The 16,913-nt window shown below is 60.4% G+C and carries 14 protein-coding genes and 1 pseudogene; 14 read left to right on the plus strand and 1 reads right to left on the minus strand.

All coding sequences use genetic code 11. The features are described from left to right. Positions 1–217: 217 nt before the first annotated feature. The 14 genes and pseudogenes from DB51_RS01640 (at position 218) to leuA (ending at position 14,332) form a co-directional block, all read left to right on the plus strand. The gene (locus DB51_RS01640; protein ID WP_051867151.1) at positions 218–1,246 is read left to right on the plus strand and encodes a CpaE-like family protein; all 1,029 of its coding nucleotides are present in this window, start codon (positions 218–220) and stop codon (positions 1,244–1,246) included. Continuing rightward, positions 1,239–2,303 (plus strand): TadA family conjugal transfer-associated ATPase, encoded by a 1,065-nt coding sequence (locus DB51_RS01645; RefSeq protein WP_051867152.1) that lies wholly within the window; start codon positions 1,239–1,241, stop codon positions 2,301–2,303. Before DB51_RS01640 ends, DB51_RS01645 begins: the two co-directional genes overlap by 8 nt. After that, positions 2,300–2,998 (plus strand): pilus assembly protein, encoded by a 699-nt coding sequence (locus tag DB51_RS01650; protein ID WP_156958178.1) that lies wholly within the window; start codon positions 2,300–2,302, stop codon positions 2,996–2,998. Before DB51_RS01645 ends, DB51_RS01650 begins: the two co-directional genes overlap by 4 nt. After that, positions 2,983–3,531: a type II secretion system F family protein gene (locus DB51_RS01655; protein WP_051867154.1), complete on the plus strand. Its 549-nt coding sequence runs from the start codon at positions 2,983–2,985 to the stop codon at positions 3,529–3,531. Before DB51_RS01650 ends, DB51_RS01655 begins: the two co-directional genes overlap by 16 nt. Before the next feature lie 362 nt (positions 3,532–3,893). After that, positions 3,894–4,202, plus strand: a complete 309-nt coding sequence (locus DB51_RS01660; protein ID WP_238548269.1) for a DUF4244 domain-containing protein — start codon at positions 3,894–3,896, stop codon at positions 4,200–4,202. Continuing rightward, on the plus strand, positions 4,202–4,684 hold the full coding sequence (locus tag DB51_RS01665; protein ID WP_051867155.1) for a TadE family protein: 483 nt from the start codon (positions 4,202–4,204) through the stop codon (positions 4,682–4,684). The genes DB51_RS01660 and DB51_RS01665 overlap by 1 nt, the downstream gene beginning before the upstream one ends. Continuing rightward, on the plus strand, positions 4,681–5,169 hold the full coding sequence (locus DB51_RS01670; protein ID WP_051867156.1) for an Rv3654c family TadE-like protein: 489 nt from the start codon (positions 4,681–4,683) through the stop codon (positions 5,167–5,169). Before DB51_RS01665 ends, DB51_RS01670 begins: the two co-directional genes overlap by 4 nt. A 205-nt stretch (positions 5,170–5,374) precedes the next feature. Further along, a pseudogene (dnaX, locus tag DB51_RS01675) lies at positions 5,375–8,099 on the plus strand (DNA polymerase III subunit gamma/tau). Beyond that, a complete protein-coding gene (gene recR / locus DB51_RS01680) occupies positions 8,099–8,701 on the plus strand; it encodes a recombination mediator RecR (protein WP_034250813.1) in 603 nt (200 codons plus the stop codon). The pseudogene dnaX and the gene recR overlap by 1 nt, the downstream one beginning before the upstream one ends. A gap of 177 nt (positions 8,702–8,878) precedes the next feature. After that, a complete protein-coding gene (locus DB51_RS01685; protein WP_084674509.1) occupies positions 8,879–9,643 on the plus strand; it encodes an aspartate kinase in 765 nt (254 codons plus the stop codon). Positions 9,644–9,716: 73 nt separating this feature from the next. After that, positions 9,717–10,289: an ACT domain-containing protein gene (locus DB51_RS01690; RefSeq protein ID WP_034250814.1), complete on the plus strand. Its 573-nt coding sequence runs from the start codon at positions 9,717–9,719 to the stop codon at positions 10,287–10,289. A 1-nt stretch (position 10,290) separates the two neighbouring features. Then, a complete protein-coding gene (locus DB51_RS01695) occupies positions 10,291–11,358 on the plus strand; it encodes an aspartate-semialdehyde dehydrogenase (protein WP_034250815.1) in 1,068 nt (355 codons plus the stop codon). Between the two features lie 219 nt (positions 11,359–11,577). After that, positions 11,578–12,198: a DUF5701 family protein gene (locus tag DB51_RS01700; protein WP_034250816.1), complete on the plus strand. Its 621-nt coding sequence runs from the start codon at positions 11,578–11,580 to the stop codon at positions 12,196–12,198. Between the two features lie 226 nt (positions 12,199–12,424). Continuing rightward, a complete protein-coding gene (gene leuA, locus DB51_RS01705; RefSeq protein ID WP_034250817.1) occupies positions 12,425–14,332 on the plus strand; it encodes a 2-isopropylmalate synthase in 1,908 nt (635 codons plus the stop codon). Between the two features lie 202 nt (positions 14,333–14,534). Here the strand turns inward: leuA and DB51_RS01710 are convergent, their stop codons facing one another. Beyond that, positions 14,535–16,796 (minus strand): transglycosylase domain-containing protein, encoded by a 2,262-nt coding sequence (locus DB51_RS01710; protein ID WP_034251249.1) that lies wholly within the window; start codon positions 16,794–16,796, stop codon positions 14,535–14,537. Between the last annotated feature and the right edge of the window lie 117 nt (positions 16,797–16,913).

Genomic DNA, 16,913 nt, shown 5'->3' on the forward strand with positions numbered 1-16,913 from the left:
GTGGTAGCAAATGGTGTTCTTGCGCCGAGGAAAGTGCAGTTCGGCCCTGTAATGAACACCATTCTGTTCACTTCTGTGACATGCCCTCAGAATCGTGATTGGTGGTGTGTCTCATGGCCGTGGTTATCCACTCTCACGCGGATAGTCGCACCTTCGACCACAAGACCTTGCAGATGCGGCAAGGCCGCTGGTTCGTATATTCAATGTTCCCATGATAATGAACAGCAGAACAGCGCATTCAGGTTCGCGACGAACCGCGCAGAGACCCGTGCGTGGAACAACTCGCAGAACTGCGGTCTCGGCGAGTGCCGACGCTTTCGACGCGGGTGACGGGTTGTGCCGTGTGGTCGTGTGCGTTGGCGTGAGCGGTGGGCTCGGAGTGAGCACCATGGCCTCGATGCTGGCATGGCATCTTGCCCGCAGTGGGATGCGCACGGCGATCGTGGATGCCGATTTCTCCAGAGGAGGACTCGACGTGCTTCTGGGCATCGAATCGGAGCATGGTCTGCGCTTCGGCGATGTCACGGCACCCCTTGGCCGCCTTGACGGCAATGCGCTATCCCACGAGCTCGCTTCCTGGGAGACGATGAAGGTGCTGAGCGTAGATCCATGGAAGGCCGAACGTCCTGACTGGTGGGAGCAGCAGGCGGCCGTCAAAGCCTTGCGGGAAGTCAATGACGTGGTGGTTATCGATGCCGGGCTGGGAGAGGGCCTCGCCGATCTGGCGCTGCCCTCGTCGGCTCAGACCGTTTTGCTGGCGGAGCTGTCGGTGCTCGGCCTGGCGCGGGCGAAGGCATTGCTCGGGTCCGAACCGTCGCTTGGTGCCGAAGGCCCCGGCGGCAGCAAAGTCAGGCGTGGCTCCGGTGGCAGGGCACGGGGATCGCAGGAGCCGATGATTGTCGGCATATCGCCTCGAGTCCTTCGGATGCGGGTGGTCGGGGTCGGTGTCAAGGATGCCCAGGAGTATCTCGGCAGAGAGATTCTGGGTGCGCTCGCAGTCAGCAAACGGCTCGGAGAGTCGATACTGTCCGGAACCGGCATTCCACGAATACCGAAGCGTCATATCCCTGTTCTCGACGCGCTGGTTGAAGCGATTCTGGACGGTCTCGGGCACGACGGGCATCATCGCATCGAAGGCCTTCGCGGCGGACCGTATGCGGATGCCGGCTGCGACGGTGCGCACCGTGACCATTCGAAGGCTGAGACATCTCGAAAAGCAGGGCAGGCGGGTGACGACCATGTCTGAAGAAAGCGAAGAGGACGACCTGATTTTCGGCCCTCTCGATGAGTTCGCACACGATCCGAAGGTCAGCGACATTGCGGTCACCGAACAGGGTCGGGTGTGGGTCGACTCCGGTGACGGCATGAAGGAACGCTTCGCGCGTCTCAGCTTTCATTCGCCAAGGGTCGTGCGTGAATTCGCCGTTCAGCTCTGCTCGCAATTGGGTCACAGGCTGGACGACGCCTGCCCGATAGCCGATGTCTCGACACCCGGAGGCATACGAATCAATGCCGTGATTGCTCCGCTGGTTCCCCACGGTGCGGTGATTTCCATACGATTCCCCAATCGAATGACTCCGCGACTTGACCACCTGGCACGTGAGGGCATGATGCCGGAAATCTGGGCATCCACACTCAAGTCCCTGGTGCGCAGAAGGGCATCGCTGCTGGTAACGGGTGCCACGGCAGCCGGTAAGACCACGCTGCTCAGGGCCTTGCTCGCGGAGTGCGACGACAATGATCGAATCATCACGGTTGAAGAGACCCGGGAACTCGGTCAACTGCCCATGCCTAATCACGTGTCATTGGCCACCCGTGCCGCGAACGTCGAGGGAGCAGGTGCCATCGGGCTGGAGGAGTTGATGCGAGCGACCTTGAGAATGCGACCGGACCGTGTGATTCTGGGCGAATGCAGGGGCGCCGAAGTCGTGCATCTTCTGAGGGCCTTGAATGCCGGGCATCGTGGTGGTATGGCCACGATCCACGCCAACGGTGTTCCGGGGACTCCGGCGAGGCTGGTGTCCCTGGGGCTGCTCGCAGGGCTTGATGCGAAGGCGATGACCTACCTGCTTGAAGGGGCGTTCGATGTGCTCATCCATGTGCACCGCGTATCCGGGGTGCGGCGGATAGCCCAGATAGGGTGTCTGCATCAAGGAGACGGCGGCCAGCTGTCAGGCAGGGTGCTGTCGGTATGGGATGGCGGCACCGGGGTGCTCGGGGGTGATGCATGGTGCCGTTTTCTTGAGCGGTGGAATCCCGAATGGCTTTCCTCAGCACCACGCGCGGGGAGAGGATGGTCATGACCGTTGAAAGCGCCGCGGCGAATCTCGCCATATGCCTGAGTGCGCTGCTGATTCTATGGCCGAGCAACGCTGCACCGGGTAGCGGACGTCTGCGAAGAAGCATGCGACCAAACCCCCGTGGAAGCTTCGGCCCGGGAACGATATCCACCCTTGCCTCACTCAGCTCCATGCTGCGCTGCGGAATGGGCATCGTGGAAAGTGCGGAGCTCCTGGCGACAAGGCCGTTCGCGACGAAAGTGCTGAGCCTGGAGCGCAGCTATGCTCTGCTGTGGAGATGCAGAAGCGAAAGCGAAAGCCCTGCGCAGGTCCAAGAGATTGCCCTGGCTCTGACCGCAGCGTACCGGCTCAGTGAGGAATTGGGGTGCGAGGCCGCGAGAAGCGTTGACGCCGCAGCCATGGCCTACAGACGTTCCAGAAACGTGGACGAGCTGAGAAGCAAGGCGTTTTCCATGCCAAAAGCCACCGTGAGGCTGTTGTCGATTCTGCCTTTTGCCGCCATCGCCGTAGGGGAGCTCATCGGTATCCCAGTGCTTTCCTTTCTCCTCACCAAGAGACTCGGCATGTTGTGTCTCGTGCTGGGATGCTGCAGTTACGTCCTGGGAGTGCTATGGATGCGTGCCCTGCTCCGGCACGGCTTCGCCGACGGTTCCGTGCACGGCGGGGAATCGGGAGGATACGCATGGGAGACGTCCTGATGCCACTGGCCATTGTCGGACTGATATTGCTCGCCGGGCCCCGAAATGACAGAATCGCGCCCTTCAGAAGGATGAATGCGAGTGCGAGCTTGCACATCCCGCTGATTCTTGAACTGCTTGCGGTCGCCCTCCGGCAAGGCTCATCGATTACCCGTGCTCTGGATACGGTCGCTCAGGTGGTGGATGTCGGTCTCGGTACGGCGGTGGGGAAGGTGACCGCGTCATTGCACCAGGGGGTCGCATGGTCCGAATCGTGGGCCCTGGTCTGTGACGACGGCAGCTACGTGGGGCAGGCGTGCATCGTACTGAGAGATACCTTGGAAGCCTCATGGCGTCTGGGAGCGTCCCCTTTGCCCCGCATAGAAGCGGTGATATCCCAATTGGACGGAGAACAGCGCACGCGTGTGGAATCTCAAGCGGCGCGGCTGTCGATCAGACTGCTGCTCCCAACCGCATTATGCTTTCTGCCGGCATTCGTGCTGCTCGGTGTGATTCCCTGCATCTCCGCCTTCGCACAAGGACTGTTCGCGTAAGTGAATCCTCGGGATTCCGCCGTGTGGCGGTGTTCGCGGAGGCAGTCCCCAAAGGTCACACGGCCTCCTGCCATGCAGCGGCGCTGCGTAGGCTCCTGGGGACCGTGCTTGTCGCATGACTGAACGGAGTTGTTCACCTTGCACGATGCGACCGCCACCTTCGACCACATGTCTCTCTGAGGATGGGCTGTCCCGCCCTGCGCAGGCATAGTGGTGTCACGCACACACGCCGTCGTCGTTCGTTCCGGAAGCCCTCTCCAGCTGCTTCCCGGAGCTCAGAGGAGTACAGAGACGCTCCGCCCGGAATATCGACGATTCACATGATGCAGCTATTGATTCAGCAATTCACGAAAGGACTGACCATGCAATACGACAATCTCATGAAGAAGACCGACCCGGAGTGCACTGTCGGGGATGACGGGAGCTGCGGCACCTGTATCACGAACCTCCCGCAGCGTCTTGGCAAGGGCATAACGAAGCGGTGCTGTCTGTTGGACGCCCGCATACGTACGGTGACGTCCGAACCCGAAGCGGGGATGGCGACCGCGGAATATGCCGTGGTGCTTATCGCCGCCACCGGTTTCGCGGGTATTCTCGTGGCGATTCTCAAGTCGGGCGATGTGAGAGAGCTGTTGATGAACATCGTCAAACAAGCCCTCAACATCGGGTGATGAGCAATTCGTCAAAGCCGGGCGTTCCGGCAGACAGAGGCAGCGTGACCGCGGAGTTCGCCATGGTATTGCCTGCCGTCATGGCTCTGGCCATGACGTTGCTGGCGCTGACGAGCGCGGTCACCGCTCGCATCGACTGTCAGGACGCCGCCAGCGCCGCGGCGAGGGAGATGCTGACTTCCGGAGATGTGCAGCGCTCGGAGCAGGTCGCGCGGGTGGCGGGTGGAAACGGCACAGAGGTGTGGATGCATCGTGAGGACATGTACATCGTGGTCACCACGCAGTGCCCCATACTTCCAGACGTCCTGGGAGCGCTCCCGCTGCACGTGAATGGCAAGGCGGCTGGGACCCTGGCCGCTGCTGCCGAGCCTGATGCATCTGCTGAGCCAGTGGTCTCAATCGGATGCCCGGGAAACGAGGAGTGGACGGTCAGCGCCACGGATTGGCCGCCGGCTGACACAGAAGGAGAGGTGGAGACATGAACGGCTGCGCGAAGCTGGATGGTGTCGAGCGCGATGGTGTTCGACCCGATGGTGTCGAGCAAGACCCTGGAGGTTCGGACCGTGCCGGTTCGGACGGTGCCGGTTCGGACCGTGCCGTGAGCACTTGCATGAAGAGCGATGCCGGTTCGGGCACGATGCTCGGCGTCGTGTTGATTATGGGCGTCGCCGTGTGCCTGACCGCCCTGACGCTGGTCGGCAATGCTCTGGTGGTGTCGGCTCAGGCTCGTTCGGCTGCCGACATGGCCGCTCTCGCGGCTGCCGGCGCATATCAGGCAGGAGAGAAGGAGCCCTGCCGCGCCGCGGTCGACAATGCGGCCAAAGTTGACGCGACGGTTCTGGAATGTCGAATCGTGGACGAGGACGCCCTGGTCTCGGTGTTACGCAGATTGCTGCTGACGTCTCTGCCTCCTGTCGAGCAACGTTCCCGTGCCGGGCCCGAGTTCTGCGACGAGCTTCGGCAATAATTCCTGGGACAGCCGTCCTTCCGATGCAGTTGTCATGTTCTGCATGGGCATCTCCAAATGCTCGGAACCCTGTTTCCTGTGCGTCATTCACCTTCGGCGTAGCCTCTGACGAACGTCGCTTGTATGGTTGGTAGCGCTTGGCCGGAGCGGCTTGTTCTCGGCGCTCGCACACGCGATCATGGCAGAGGGACGGTAGATTAGAAGCATGGCTCTTGCACTATATAGGCGTTATCGTCCGGATACCTTCGACGGCGTAATCGGACAGGACCAGGTGACGGTACCGCCTTGGCCGTGCCTTGGATCAGGGGAAGCTGACGCATGCCTATCTGTTCTCGGGGCCCAGGGGTTGCGGCAAGACGAGCTGCGCCCGTATTCTGGCACGTTGCGTCAACTGCGCCAAGGGACCGACCAGTCATCCATGCGGAGAATGCGACAGCTGCAAGGATCTGGCGACCGGGGGTCCCGGGTCGATCGACGTGGTGGAGATTGACGCCGCCAGCCATAACGGTGTGGATGACGCCCGGGAGCTGAGGGAACGTGCGGGCTTCGCCCCTGCCCGAGACCGGTACAAGATTTTCATTCTCGACGAAGCGCATATGGTCACGCAGCAGGGATTCAACGCGATGCTGAAGATCGTGGAAGAGCCTCCCGAGCACGTGATGTTCATATTCGCCACCACCGAGCCCGAAAAGGTCATCGGCACCATCCGCTCCCGCACCCATCATTACCCTTTCAGACTGGTGCCTCCCGAGGTCATGGGTCCGTATCTGGAACAGGTGTGCGACAACGAGGGCATCCACGCCCAGTCCGGCGTGCTCCGTCTGGCCATGAGGGCCGGTGGTGGCTCCATGCGAGACACGCTTTCCGTGCTTGACCAGCTGATGGTCGGAGCGCAGGAGGATACGATAACCCAGGATTCCGCCATCGCATTGCTTGGTTTTACGCCCGAGACGCTGATACGCGATGCCGTCAACGCCATAATCGACGGCAACGGTGAGGAACTCTATGGAGTCGTGCAAAAGGTGGTCGTGGGAGGTTTCGACCCCCGGAGATTCGTCGAAGACCTGCTCTCGCGGGTGCGTGATCTGCTGGTGCTCACCTTGGGTGGCGTTCATGCCGAAAACGTCCTGAGCGATGACGCCGAGACGGAGGACATCGAGGAACTGCACCGTCAGGCGGCCAGTCTCGGACTGCAATCGCTCACGCATATCGCCCAGATCATCAACGACACCTTTGCCTCCATGAGCGGCGCGACATCTCCGCGTATGCGACTGGAACTGCTTGTCGCCCGATTGCTGTCGTACCGGATGGCCCAATCCGAACATGCCACTGAGACGTCGGCTCCTGCCGAATCGCCCCGTGCTGCGCAGCCCGCAGGTCGTCAGACAAGGCAAAGCGGAGGTTTCATCGGTGCCCGACGTGCCAAGAACACCGAGACCGGGAGCGGTCAGCAATCCCAGCCGCAGCAGCAAGTGACGCCGGCCCCTGCCGTTGCACGAAACGATGCGGAAAACGGCGCGCAAGGCACTCCGCGCGCGGATGACGCTGCAACTGCCGTGCCGCAGTCGGTGAACGGCAAGGGCGCAGCCGATTCGGCGACTGCGGTGAAGTCTCCGGAGCACACCTCGTCAGCCGCATCACGCCAAGGGGCCGGTGAGGTCTCGGCCGCTGTTGCCGAGCGTGCAGGTGCAGGCGACCGCGGTTCCTCCGATCAGGCTCCTGCATATGGGAGCGTCGATGAACAGTGGGACGCGGTGGTCGGCGCCCTTCCACCGGATGTCAAAGAGTACGTGACCAGGGCCAAGGTTCCCAGTGTCGCTCTTGATGTCGCCAATTCCGGAAGGCGTCGTCTGCGGATGACCTTCGATACACCGCTCAGCCAACATGCCTTCGCACTGGCCGTCGCATCGGAAGGTGTCGAAGGGGAGACCAGTATTCCCAAAATCGTGTTGCTCATGGTGAAGCGTTCCTTCGGCACGGAAACCTTCATCGCTCCCTCGCCGACCGCCGCGGATGGCAATCCGGTGGAGTCGACCAGAAAGATGAGTCCTGAACAGCTGGCGGATGTGAAACGACGCATAGCCTTGGCAAAGGCGGGGCTCTCCGCCGCCAATCTCGGTATGGCATCGCAGATGTCGCAAGGTGCCGCGGGCGGGCAGAATCGTGGAAGGTCGAAAGCTCCCAGAGCCGCGTCGGCACAGTCCGGACATGTGGATTCAGAGCATGAGGACGATGCGGGGCACGACGCCGACGGGCGGGAATCGGACCCCGCGCACCACCGAGGTCGGAGCAATCCTGATTCCCCGCTTTCGGATGACGATCCCTGGGCGAAACCGCATCCTGCACAACCGCAGAGCGCGCAATCGGCGGACGCTGGAAACGTCGGAAGTGCGGGGAGCGCTGCCTTCCATGAGGCATCGCGCGTCAACAATCACACGCGGAAGGTCGTGGCCGTTCCGGATATGTCCAATGACGACGATCCGTGGCTGGAACCCGTACAAGAGTCGTCCCGTGCGGATGGCGGTCCGCAGGATGACGAAACTCGGTCTTCTGCGGCGCGTCCCGAGCACCTGACGGAGGCGTTGCCCGGCGACAAGGCCGCCTGGGACGAGAGACAAGCGCAACAGGATGCTCCCGGCACGCATGTGCAGCCGGACGATCGCGCCGATGCACGCTCTGGCGGTAACCCGAGGACGTCGCCTTCGGGCCAGGGTTCCGATGCAGGTGACGCGCCAGCAAGGAGACAACCGCGTGTCGCCGCCGATGAAGACACCTACACGATGCAGGACAAGAGCCTGAACGGCGACGGCGTCCTCGACATCGAGGGCATCACCAGACTGTTCGACGTGAAGCAGGTCGAGACCTTTGCCGCGGACGACCCGCTGAATCCGATCAATGTCGAACATCATAAACAGCAAGGACACGAGTAATGGCTTTGGCGTACGACGGTGCGATTCAGGATCTGATCGACGGTTTCGCGAAATTGCCGGGAATCGGCCCCAAAGGCGCTCAACGCATAGCCTTCTATCTGCTTGGGGCGGATATGCAGGAGGCACAGGAGCTGGCCGATGCCATAGTCACCGTGAAGGTGAAGGTCAGGTTCTGCGAGATATGCGGCAATGTGTGCGAAAGCAGCCCCTGCCCGATCTGCGAGGACCCGCGGCGTGACCGAAGCGTGATATGCGTTGTGGAGGAGCCCAAGGATGTTATGAGCATCGAACGAACGCGTGAGTTCAAAGGCCTGTATCAGGTGCTCGGAGGTGCCATCAATCCGATGGCGAACGTCGGTCCTGCAGACCTGAAGATCGCCCAGCTGCTCAAGCGGTTGAAGGACGATGAGGTTACCGAGGTGATTCTTGCGCTTGACCCCAATATCGAGGGGGAGGCCACGACCACCTATCTGAGCCGGCTGCTCGGGCCGCTGGATTTGAAGGTCACGCGTCTGGCGAGCGGATTGCCGGTCGGCAGCGATCTGGAATATGCGGATGAAATCACCCTGGGGCGTGCTCTCGCAGGGCGTCGCACGGTGTGATCGTCCTGAGACGCTTCCGGCTCGGAAACAATCGCCAAAGGGTCTCGACGCCCGGTGAAGTGCTCTGCCCATATGCTGGGAGAAGTGTCGGGGCTATCTATGCCGCAACCTATAATCGTCACAATTGTGTAAAAATGTCGCGAAGCGGTGAAATACCAGTTGCGAGATTGGATTGAAGTGGCCCTTATCGTTCAGAAATACGGCGGATCATCCGTCGCGGATTCAGATTCCATCAAGCGCGTTGCGAAGCGCATCATTGCGACCAAAAAAGCGGGCAACGATGTCGCCGTCGTGGTTTCTGCCATGGGGGATACCACCGATGACCTGATCGATCAGGCTTTGGATATGGATTCCAATCCACCTGCACGTGAGATGGATATGCTGATGACCGCCGGTGAGCGTATTTCCATGAGCCTTCTGGCGATGGCCATTCACGCGCAAGGCGACAAGGCGCATTCCTTTACGGGTTCCCAGGCCGGGTTCATGACCGATGCAAGGTACGGGGCCGCGCACATCCGAGCGGTGCATCCGCACCGTGTGGCCGAAGCTCTCGGCAATGGCGAAGTCGGCATCGTCGCCGGGTTTCAAGGCGTCAACCCCGATGGGGACGCCACCACACTCGGACGCGGCGGTTCGGACACGTCAGCCGTGGCGCTGGCGGTGGCGTTGCATGCCGACGTCTGCGAGATATACACGGATGTGGACGGTGTGTTCACCGCCGATCCGCGCATAGTCCCCACTGCGAGGAGGATTCCGGTGATCTCCTACGAGGAGATGATGGAGATGGCAGCATCGGGTTCCAAGATTCTGGCATTGAGATGCGTGGAGTATGCGCAGCGCTTCCACATGCCGATTCATGTGCGCAGCTCCTTTTCTCACCGCTCGGGAACGCTGATCATTCCACAGGGAATGAATCCCGGTATCGTGCCAAACTATTCGTAATGCCGGGACGGGGACGTGCTCCCTGCGCCAAAGATCAGAACAGAACAACACATCAGACACATGAGGCGGATTCATGAACAATAACGATGAGAACAAATCAATGGGCGAACTGTTCCCGGATCTCAACGGGCCTGAGTCGCCGGTCATCTCAGGTGTGGCTCACGACAGCAGCGAAGCGCAGGTCACCTTGCGCGCCGTCCCCGATCTCCCCGGTGTCGCCGCGCAGTTGTTCACCATTCTCGCCGAAGGCGGCATCAACATCGATATGATCGTGCAGGCAGGTGCCGCGACGGGGACGGCCGACATCTCATTCACCATGCCGCAGGCGCAGACGGATGCGGTGGAGACGCTGATGGAATCTCAGGCGAAGCCGCTGGGCTACGACAGCGTCGAGGTGAACACCCATGTGGGCAAGGTGACTCTGGTGGGGGTGGGCATGAAAACCCACTCGGGCATCACGGCCACCTTCTTCAAGGCTCTGAGTGCGAAGAACATCAATGTGCTGATGATTTCCACCTCGGAGATCCGCATCTCGGCGATGGTGCCTTTGGAAGATCTGGACGATGCGGTGAGGGCGATTCACACCGCGTTTAATCTGGATGCTGAACAGATCGAAGCTGTTGTATATGGAGGGACGGGACGCTGATATGGCGAGAATACATGATCACGGTGTGAATGTTGCGGTTCTGGGAGCCACCGGACAGGTCGGCATGGTGATGCGCCGCATTCTGGCCGAGCGCGATTTTCCTGTCAAGGACCTGCGTTTCATCGCCTCATCGCATTCGGCAGGGCAGAATCTGCGTTGGGAAGGCCATGACATCACTGTGGAGGATGTCGAGCATGCGGATCTGCGCGATATCGACATCGCGATATTCTCCGCAGGTGGCGGCACCTCGAAACTGTGGGCTCCGCGCTTCGCCGCGGAAGGCGCCTATGTGGTTGACAACTCATCGCAATGGCGCATGCACGACGATGTACCTCTGGTGGTGGCGGAGGTCAATCCCGAGGATGTTGACGATGTGCCGGGAAGAATTATCGCGAACCCCAACTGCACGACGATGGCATGCATGCCGGTGCTGAAGCCGCTGGCGGATGCCTTCGGTCTCAAGAGGCTTATCGTGTCTTCATATCAGGCGGTTTCCGGTGCAGGGCGCGCCGGAGTACTGCAGCTCAAGAACGAGGCCCAGGCGGCTCTCGACCAAGGTGCGGACAAGCTGGTTTTCGACGGCTCATCCATCGAGTTCCCCGAACCGACCAAGGTCGTGAAGACCATAGCCTTCGATGCCGTGCCATTCATCGGGTCAATTGTCGATGACGGCAGCGAGGAAACCGACGAAGAGCAGAAACTACGCAACGAAAGCCGCAAGATACTGCACCTGCCCAATCTCGCCGCATCCTGCACCTGCGTGCGGGTGGGAGTGTTCACCGCGCACGGCATGAGTCTGAATGCCGAGTTCGACAAGGCGGTCACGCCGGATCAGGCGCGCGAACTGCTGAGGCAGGCTCCCGGCGTCGCACTCAGCGACATTCCGACGCCTCTGCAGGCTGCGGGCAAGGACGACAGCTTCGTCGGGCGCATCCGTCAGGATCAGGCGGTCGAGGACAACAAGGGGCTGGCCCTTTTCGTGGCCAATGACAATCTGCGCAAGGGCGCTGCCCTGAATGCCATCGAAATCGCCGAAGTACTGGTGCGCAAACACTTTGCCGATAGGTGATGTGCGTGCTTCGGTAGCCGCTTCGGGCCTAGGAACGCGGTATGGCCCTTGTCGAAGAATGCGGAGCACCCGACAGAGATAGATAACTGCACTAAAAGGACAGCAAAGTGGTAGGAATTTCTTGGAAAAGCTGTCCTTTTAGTGCAGTTATCGTATTGGGTGGCCCCTTACACGTCAACATGCGAAGAGCCACGATGGTGATGGTGAGATACTGGGAATATGTCGAAGGCATCACAGGAAGCGCAGCGTCAGTTGGACCGAATCGTGGCCTTGGGGTACCCGGATGTGGCCGATATCAGCGCCGCCTCCTTCCGCGCCCTGGCCAAGCCCCTGATTCAGGCTCTGGAACGGCATGACCTCGGGGAGTCGATTCTGCTCGTCCCGACACGAGAACTGGTTTCTCCCGAATCTCTGATCTCACGAACCAGCATCAACCGCATGGCCGGATTCACCACCATGCCGCCGCGAGATATCATCAGCTTCCTGCCTCAGGATGGTTTCGAGCCGCCGGAAGGGCCCTTCTATCTGGTTATCGAGCCGCATACCGGGACTGCATACGTCAACAGGGAACCTGACGTCGCCAGAAAGCTCATCGATTCAGATGACCGTCTGCCGCTGACCCTTGAGGAAGGATTGGCCATAGCTACGCAGCACCCTGAATGGCTGCGTGAGAAGAATGGTTTCAATCTGCTCGGTTCCCGAAGCGCCGATGGGCGCGTGCCGAGCATCTGGATGAGTCAGAACGCCCCGAGGCTGGGGTCGGTCTGGCCGAATTCCAAGCATACCTGGCTGGGCAACGCGTACTGCCGTGCCCGACGAGGCATCAGTCTGTTCCACTGATTCGAGGTCCCTGTGCTGCTGCGCCGGCTTGACGGCAGGACCGTGCTTCCGCATGCCGGGCGCACGGAGGTAGATATCATTGCCGTCATCACAGAGGAAGACCCGGAATGAAATATGGTCGCCCGCGCCTGCTGACCGGACGTAGATTGTAGGATGGTCAATTGTGGCGTGACAGAGTGTCACGTTTTTGCGGTGTGAATTCATCTCAGAAAGCAAAGGAGGAAGTATGGATCGGAATCAATCATCCGTGTTTGATTTAGCTGCCGAAGCGGCGGGCTCCAACGGAGGGAATAATGACCGACTGCTGCCCCCAGCGCGATTCGTGGGCGCACCTCAACGGCCGAGCAACATGCCATACACCAAGTATCTTGCATACGGCAAGCAGGTCCCCTTCGATTATCCCGACCGCACTTGGCCGGGAAAGGTATTGAAACGGGCTCCACGCTGGTGTTCGGTGGACCTACGCGATGGCAACCAGGCATTGGTCGACCCGATGGACCCCGAGCGCAAGCTGAGGTTCTGGAACCTCTTGATGAGCATGGGCTTCAAGGAAGTGGAAGTCGGCTTCCCCTCGGCGTCCTCGACGGATTACGACTTCATCCGCCTGCTCATCGAACGTGAGCTCATACCTGACGATGTGACCATCGTGGTGCTGACCCAGGCACGCGAGCATTTGATACGCAAGACATACGAGGCCTTGCGCGGAGCCAAGCGCGCCGTCGTGCATTTCTACAATTCCGTTTCGGTGCTCCAGCGCGAAGTGGTGTTCCGCAAGGACAAGGAAGCCATCAAGAAGCTCGCGACCGATGCAGCGCAGCTGTGCAAGTCCCTGGAAGCCGATGCCAAAGGTACCGAGCTCTACTACGAGTATTCGCCGGAGTCGTTCTCGGGTGCCGAGCCGGAGTATTCCCTGGAGGTCTGCAATGCGGTGATTGATGTCATCAGACCCACTCCGGAGCGTCCGATTATCATCAACCTGCCCAATACCGTGGAGATGACCACGCCTAACGTCTTTGCCGACCAGGTCGAGTTCATGTCCCGCAATCTCAATGAGCGTGACGCAGTGGTGCTGTCGTTGCACCCGCACAATGATGAGGGCATGGCCGTCGCGGCGACCGAACTCGGTGTGCTCGCCGGTGCCGACCGCGTAGAAGGATGCCTGCTGGGCAACGGCGAGCGGACCGGCAACGTCGATCTGTGCACCGTCGGTTTGAATCTTCTGGTGCAGGGCGTGGACCCTCAGCTTGACTTCTCCGATATGCCCGAGATTCGCAGAACCGTCGAATACTGCAATCAGATCAAGGTTTCCGAGCGTCATCCCTATGTGGGCAGCTTCGTGTTCACCGCGTTCTCCGGTTCGCATCAGGATGCCATCAAGAAGGGTCTCGAAGCGCGTCAGCAGGCGGCGTTGCGCGACAATGCCGATATCGACAATTACCTGTGGCTGGTCCCGTACCTGCCCATCGACCCCAAGGATGTCGGCGGCAGCTACGAGGCCATCATCCGCGTGAATTCCCAGTCCGGCAAGGGCGGCATGGCCTATCTGCTCAAGACCAACCACCATATCGACCTCCCGAAGCGTCTGCAGGTCGAATTCGACCGCATCGTCCAGCATTTTGCGGATGACACGAAGCGTGAGGTGCGTGACGAGGATATCTGGCGTCTCTTCAAGGACGAGTACCTGCCTGTCGAGGAGGGCGGCAGCACCGCTGCGGCCGGTGCCGTGGCGGATAAGGCGGATTCAAGCCTCAGCCAATGGGGTCGGCTCAAATTGCTCAAGGTCAGTGTGAGTTCCGGCGAAGACGGTTCGGACACCGTGCTCAAGGCGCGTGTGCTCGACCGTGGTCTGACTGGGCATGACGCTCCGGAGGAACGACAGATCGAGGGGACCGGCAACGGCCCTGTGGCCGCCTTCCTGAACGCCCTGAGCGCTCTTGACCTGACCATATCCGTAGAGGACTATGTGGAGCACGCCATGACCGCGGGCTCCGATGCCCTCGCCGCATCCTATGTGGAATGCAAGGTTGGCGAACCGGCGCAGGAGCGTGTGATCTGGGGAGTCGGCATCGATTCCTCGGTAATCACCAGCACCTTGAAGGCGATTATCTCCGCAGTGAACCGTTTTGAACGGTAATCGCTAACCGTCTCCGATACGTTGCAGGGCGGATTTCAGACCACGGCAGAGTTTGCTGTCTGGGTCGGGAATCCGCCCTGCAACGTATGGTGCTGCGTTCCACGAATGACCTGACAATGCAAGCGCCCCATACGGCACCGGAGAAACAACCGGGTCGTATGGGGCGACGCGCACTGCCGGGCATCATGCCTGGCTCATCGCGTTACTCGGAGGAATTCGAGTTCGTGTTCGGAGACTGCGACTCCGTGCTCGAAGTGCTTGTGCTGGCATCCGTGGTCGGAGCCGGGCTCTGGCTTTCGGGCGCGGTTTCCGTGCTGGATGCCGAGGCCGAAGGGGATGACGAACTGCTGGCACTGGGCGAACTGGTGCCGGTACCCTGACGGTTGTTTTTCGAATCGTCCGTGGAGGACGAGGAGCTGCCCCTGCCATAGCCCCAGGTGCCGTCTGGCCCTCCTACCTTGCCGTTATCAGTCGCCGTAGGGAATTTCTCATCAGCCACGCCGGAAAGCGCCTGACCCATGTATTCGGCGAACAAATGGGCGGGATAGCCCGAACCGTGGGGATACCCGCTGAAGGTGGGAACTTTCTGCGCGCTGCCGTCGGACCCGGGATACCAGATGCCGAAGGTCGTGAGCACCGAAGGAGTGAAACCTACAAAACTGGCCGCGGTGTCGTCGTTGGCTGTTCCTGATTTTCCGGCAAGCGTGTTGCTGATGGAATTCGCGGCCTTTCCTGTGCCGTAGCGAATGGTGCCGGTCAGCGCTTTTTGGAGCAGGGCGACGTCGTTGGCGTCGAAAACCTGCTCTGTTTTCGTCGACGCCTTGTAGAGCTCTTTGCCGGTGGAACTGTTCACCGTGCCGACGATATGCAGCGTGGGCTTGTTGCCGTCGTTGGCGATGGTGGCGTACCCCCTGGTCAGGTCCAGCGCGCTCAGTGCGTCCACGCCGAGAGCGTTGAAGGTCGTGGTGTCGTCGATCTTTCCGGTGATGCCCGCGCTATGGGCGATTTCGGCGGTCTTCTTCGCCGTGACGTGCTGGTTGAGATCCATGAACACGGTGTTGACCGAGTGGGCGGCCGCCGAGTAGAGATTGACCGTCCCATAGCTGACGTACCCCGAGTTCGCCACCGATTTTCCGACGCTGGAGAATGTGCGTGGAGAATTGCCGTTGAAGGTGGTGTTCAGACTCACGTCATCCTGAATGGCGCCCAGCAGAGTGAAGACCTTCATGGTGGACCCGACCTGGAAGGTGGATTGGGAGACATTGTTGAGCTGGTGCTTCAGATAGTCGTCTCCTGCATAGAGGGAGATGATTGAGCCGTCCTTGGGATTCACGCTGATTCCGCCCACCTGGACGCCTTCAGGAAGAGCCTTGTCGCCGGCGGTCGGGCTTGCCACCTGGTACATGAGGTCCTGCTTGGATTTGTCGATGGTCGTGACGATCTTGTATCCGCCGGTTTCCAGTTCCTCCTCGGTGAAGGCCTTGTTCGCCACCAGCTCGCTTTTCACCATATTCAGCAGATACCCCTTGGGGCCGGAGTATACGTTCTCCTGGGCATACTGAATGGTGGTGGGCATGGTCGCCGCTGCATGCTCCTTGGCGCTGATGTATTCATCCTCTTCCATGATGTTCAGCACGCGTTTGAAACGGATTTCCGCCTCATCGGGGTTCACGGCGGGGTCCCAGGTGCTCGGTGCCGGAATGATTCCCGCCAGCATCGCGGCTTCGGGCAGAGTGAGGTCCTTGGCGCTCTTCCCGAAGTAGTTCTGTGCGGCGGCCTGGATGCCGTAGGCCCCGCGGCCGAGATAGATGGTGTTCATGTAGTTGCACAGAATCGTGTCTTTGTCCTGTGTCTGCGTGATTTTCAGAGCGAGCAGCGCCTCCCGCAGTTTGCCGGTGTAGCTGGTGGTTTCACCCAGGTAGTAGCGTTCCGCATACTGCTGGGTGATGGTGGAGCCTCCCTGACGGGTTCCTTGGGTCACATTGTTGAACAACGCTCGGCCGATGCCCTTGATATCCAGGCCGTTGTCCTGATAGAAGCTGCGGTTCTCGGAGGCGACGATGGCGTTGCCCACGTATTTGGGAAGGGTCGAGCAGTCGATGATCTCGCGGTTCTGCTCCGCATAGGAGCCGATGGGCGTGGTGCCGTCGGCATAATATACGGTCGTTTTCTGAGCCAGTGCCATGGCGCCCGGTTCGGGGACGTCCGTGGTGATGTACAGATATGCGAAAGCGGCGATACCGGAAACGGCAAGGAAGGCGAAGATGCCGAGGGTCCACTTGAGAATCCGGTGGCGTTTCTTGTTCTTGCCGTGTTTCGAGGGTCTGCGCGGCTGCGACGTTCGGGGAGACTTCGTGCCTCGTTGGGGACGAGAGCCTGAGTCCTTGCCTTTGGCACCCGCCTGCGCACCATGTGCGCCGGTGTTTCCTGACTTCGAGCTGACACTTCGGGTCTGAGATGACATGCCCACCACGCTAACCCGCGCACTTGAGAAGCTGCGCACGGGTGCCGAAATATCCATGATTCCCGTACGTTTTGTTCGTTCCCTGCGAACGCGGATGCCGTTGACCGAGGTGCGGAA

The organism is Bifidobacterium crudilactis, from assembly GCF_000738005.1.
Classification (GTDB): domain Bacteria; phylum Actinomycetota; class Actinomycetes; order Actinomycetales; family Bifidobacteriaceae; genus Bombiscardovia; species Bombiscardovia crudilactis.

What these genes read in the sequence shown, in the direction of transcription:
- DB51_RS01665 (WP_051867155.1), top strand. Translation starts at nt 4,202, where the DNA reads ATGAGCAATTCGTCAAAGCCGGGCGTTCCGGCAGACAGAGGCAGCGTG.
- DB51_RS01645 (WP_051867152.1), top strand. Translation starts at nt 1,239, where the DNA reads ATGTCTGAAGAAAGCGAAGAGGACGACCTGATTTTCGGCCCTCTCGAT.
- DB51_RS01660 (WP_238548269.1), top strand. Translation starts at nt 3,894, where the DNA reads ATGCAATACGACAATCTCATGAAGAAGACCGACCCGGAGTGCACTGTC.
- DB51_RS01650 (WP_156958178.1), top strand. Translation starts at nt 2,300, where the DNA reads ATGACCGTTGAAAGCGCCGCGGCGAATCTCGCCATATGCCTGAGTGCG.
- DB51_RS01670 (WP_051867156.1), top strand. Translation starts at nt 4,681, where the DNA reads ATGAACGGCTGCGCGAAGCTGGATGGTGTCGAGCGCGATGGTGTTCGA.
- recR (WP_034250813.1), top strand. Translation starts at nt 8,099, where the DNA reads ATGGCTTTGGCGTACGACGGTGCGATTCAGGATCTGATCGACGGTTTC.
- DB51_RS01710 (WP_034251249.1), bottom strand. Translation starts at nt 16,796, where the DNA reads ATGTCATCTCAGACCCGAAGTGTCAGCTCGAAGTCAGGAAACACCGGC.
- DB51_RS01640 (WP_051867151.1), top strand. Translation starts at nt 218, where the DNA reads ATGAACAGCAGAACAGCGCATTCAGGTTCGCGACGAACCGCGCAGAGA.
- DB51_RS01690 (WP_034250814.1), top strand. Translation starts at nt 9,717, where the DNA reads ATGAACAATAACGATGAGAACAAATCAATGGGCGAACTGTTCCCGGAT.
- DB51_RS01700 (WP_034250816.1), top strand. Translation starts at nt 11,578, where the DNA reads ATGTCGAAGGCATCACAGGAAGCGCAGCGTCAGTTGGACCGAATCGTG.
- leuA (WP_034250817.1), top strand. Translation starts at nt 12,425, where the DNA reads ATGGATCGGAATCAATCATCCGTGTTTGATTTAGCTGCCGAAGCGGCG.
- DB51_RS01695 (WP_034250815.1), top strand. Translation starts at nt 10,291, where the DNA reads ATGGCGAGAATACATGATCACGGTGTGAATGTTGCGGTTCTGGGAGCC.
- DB51_RS01655 (WP_051867154.1), top strand. Translation starts at nt 2,983, where the DNA reads ATGGGAGACGTCCTGATGCCACTGGCCATTGTCGGACTGATATTGCTC.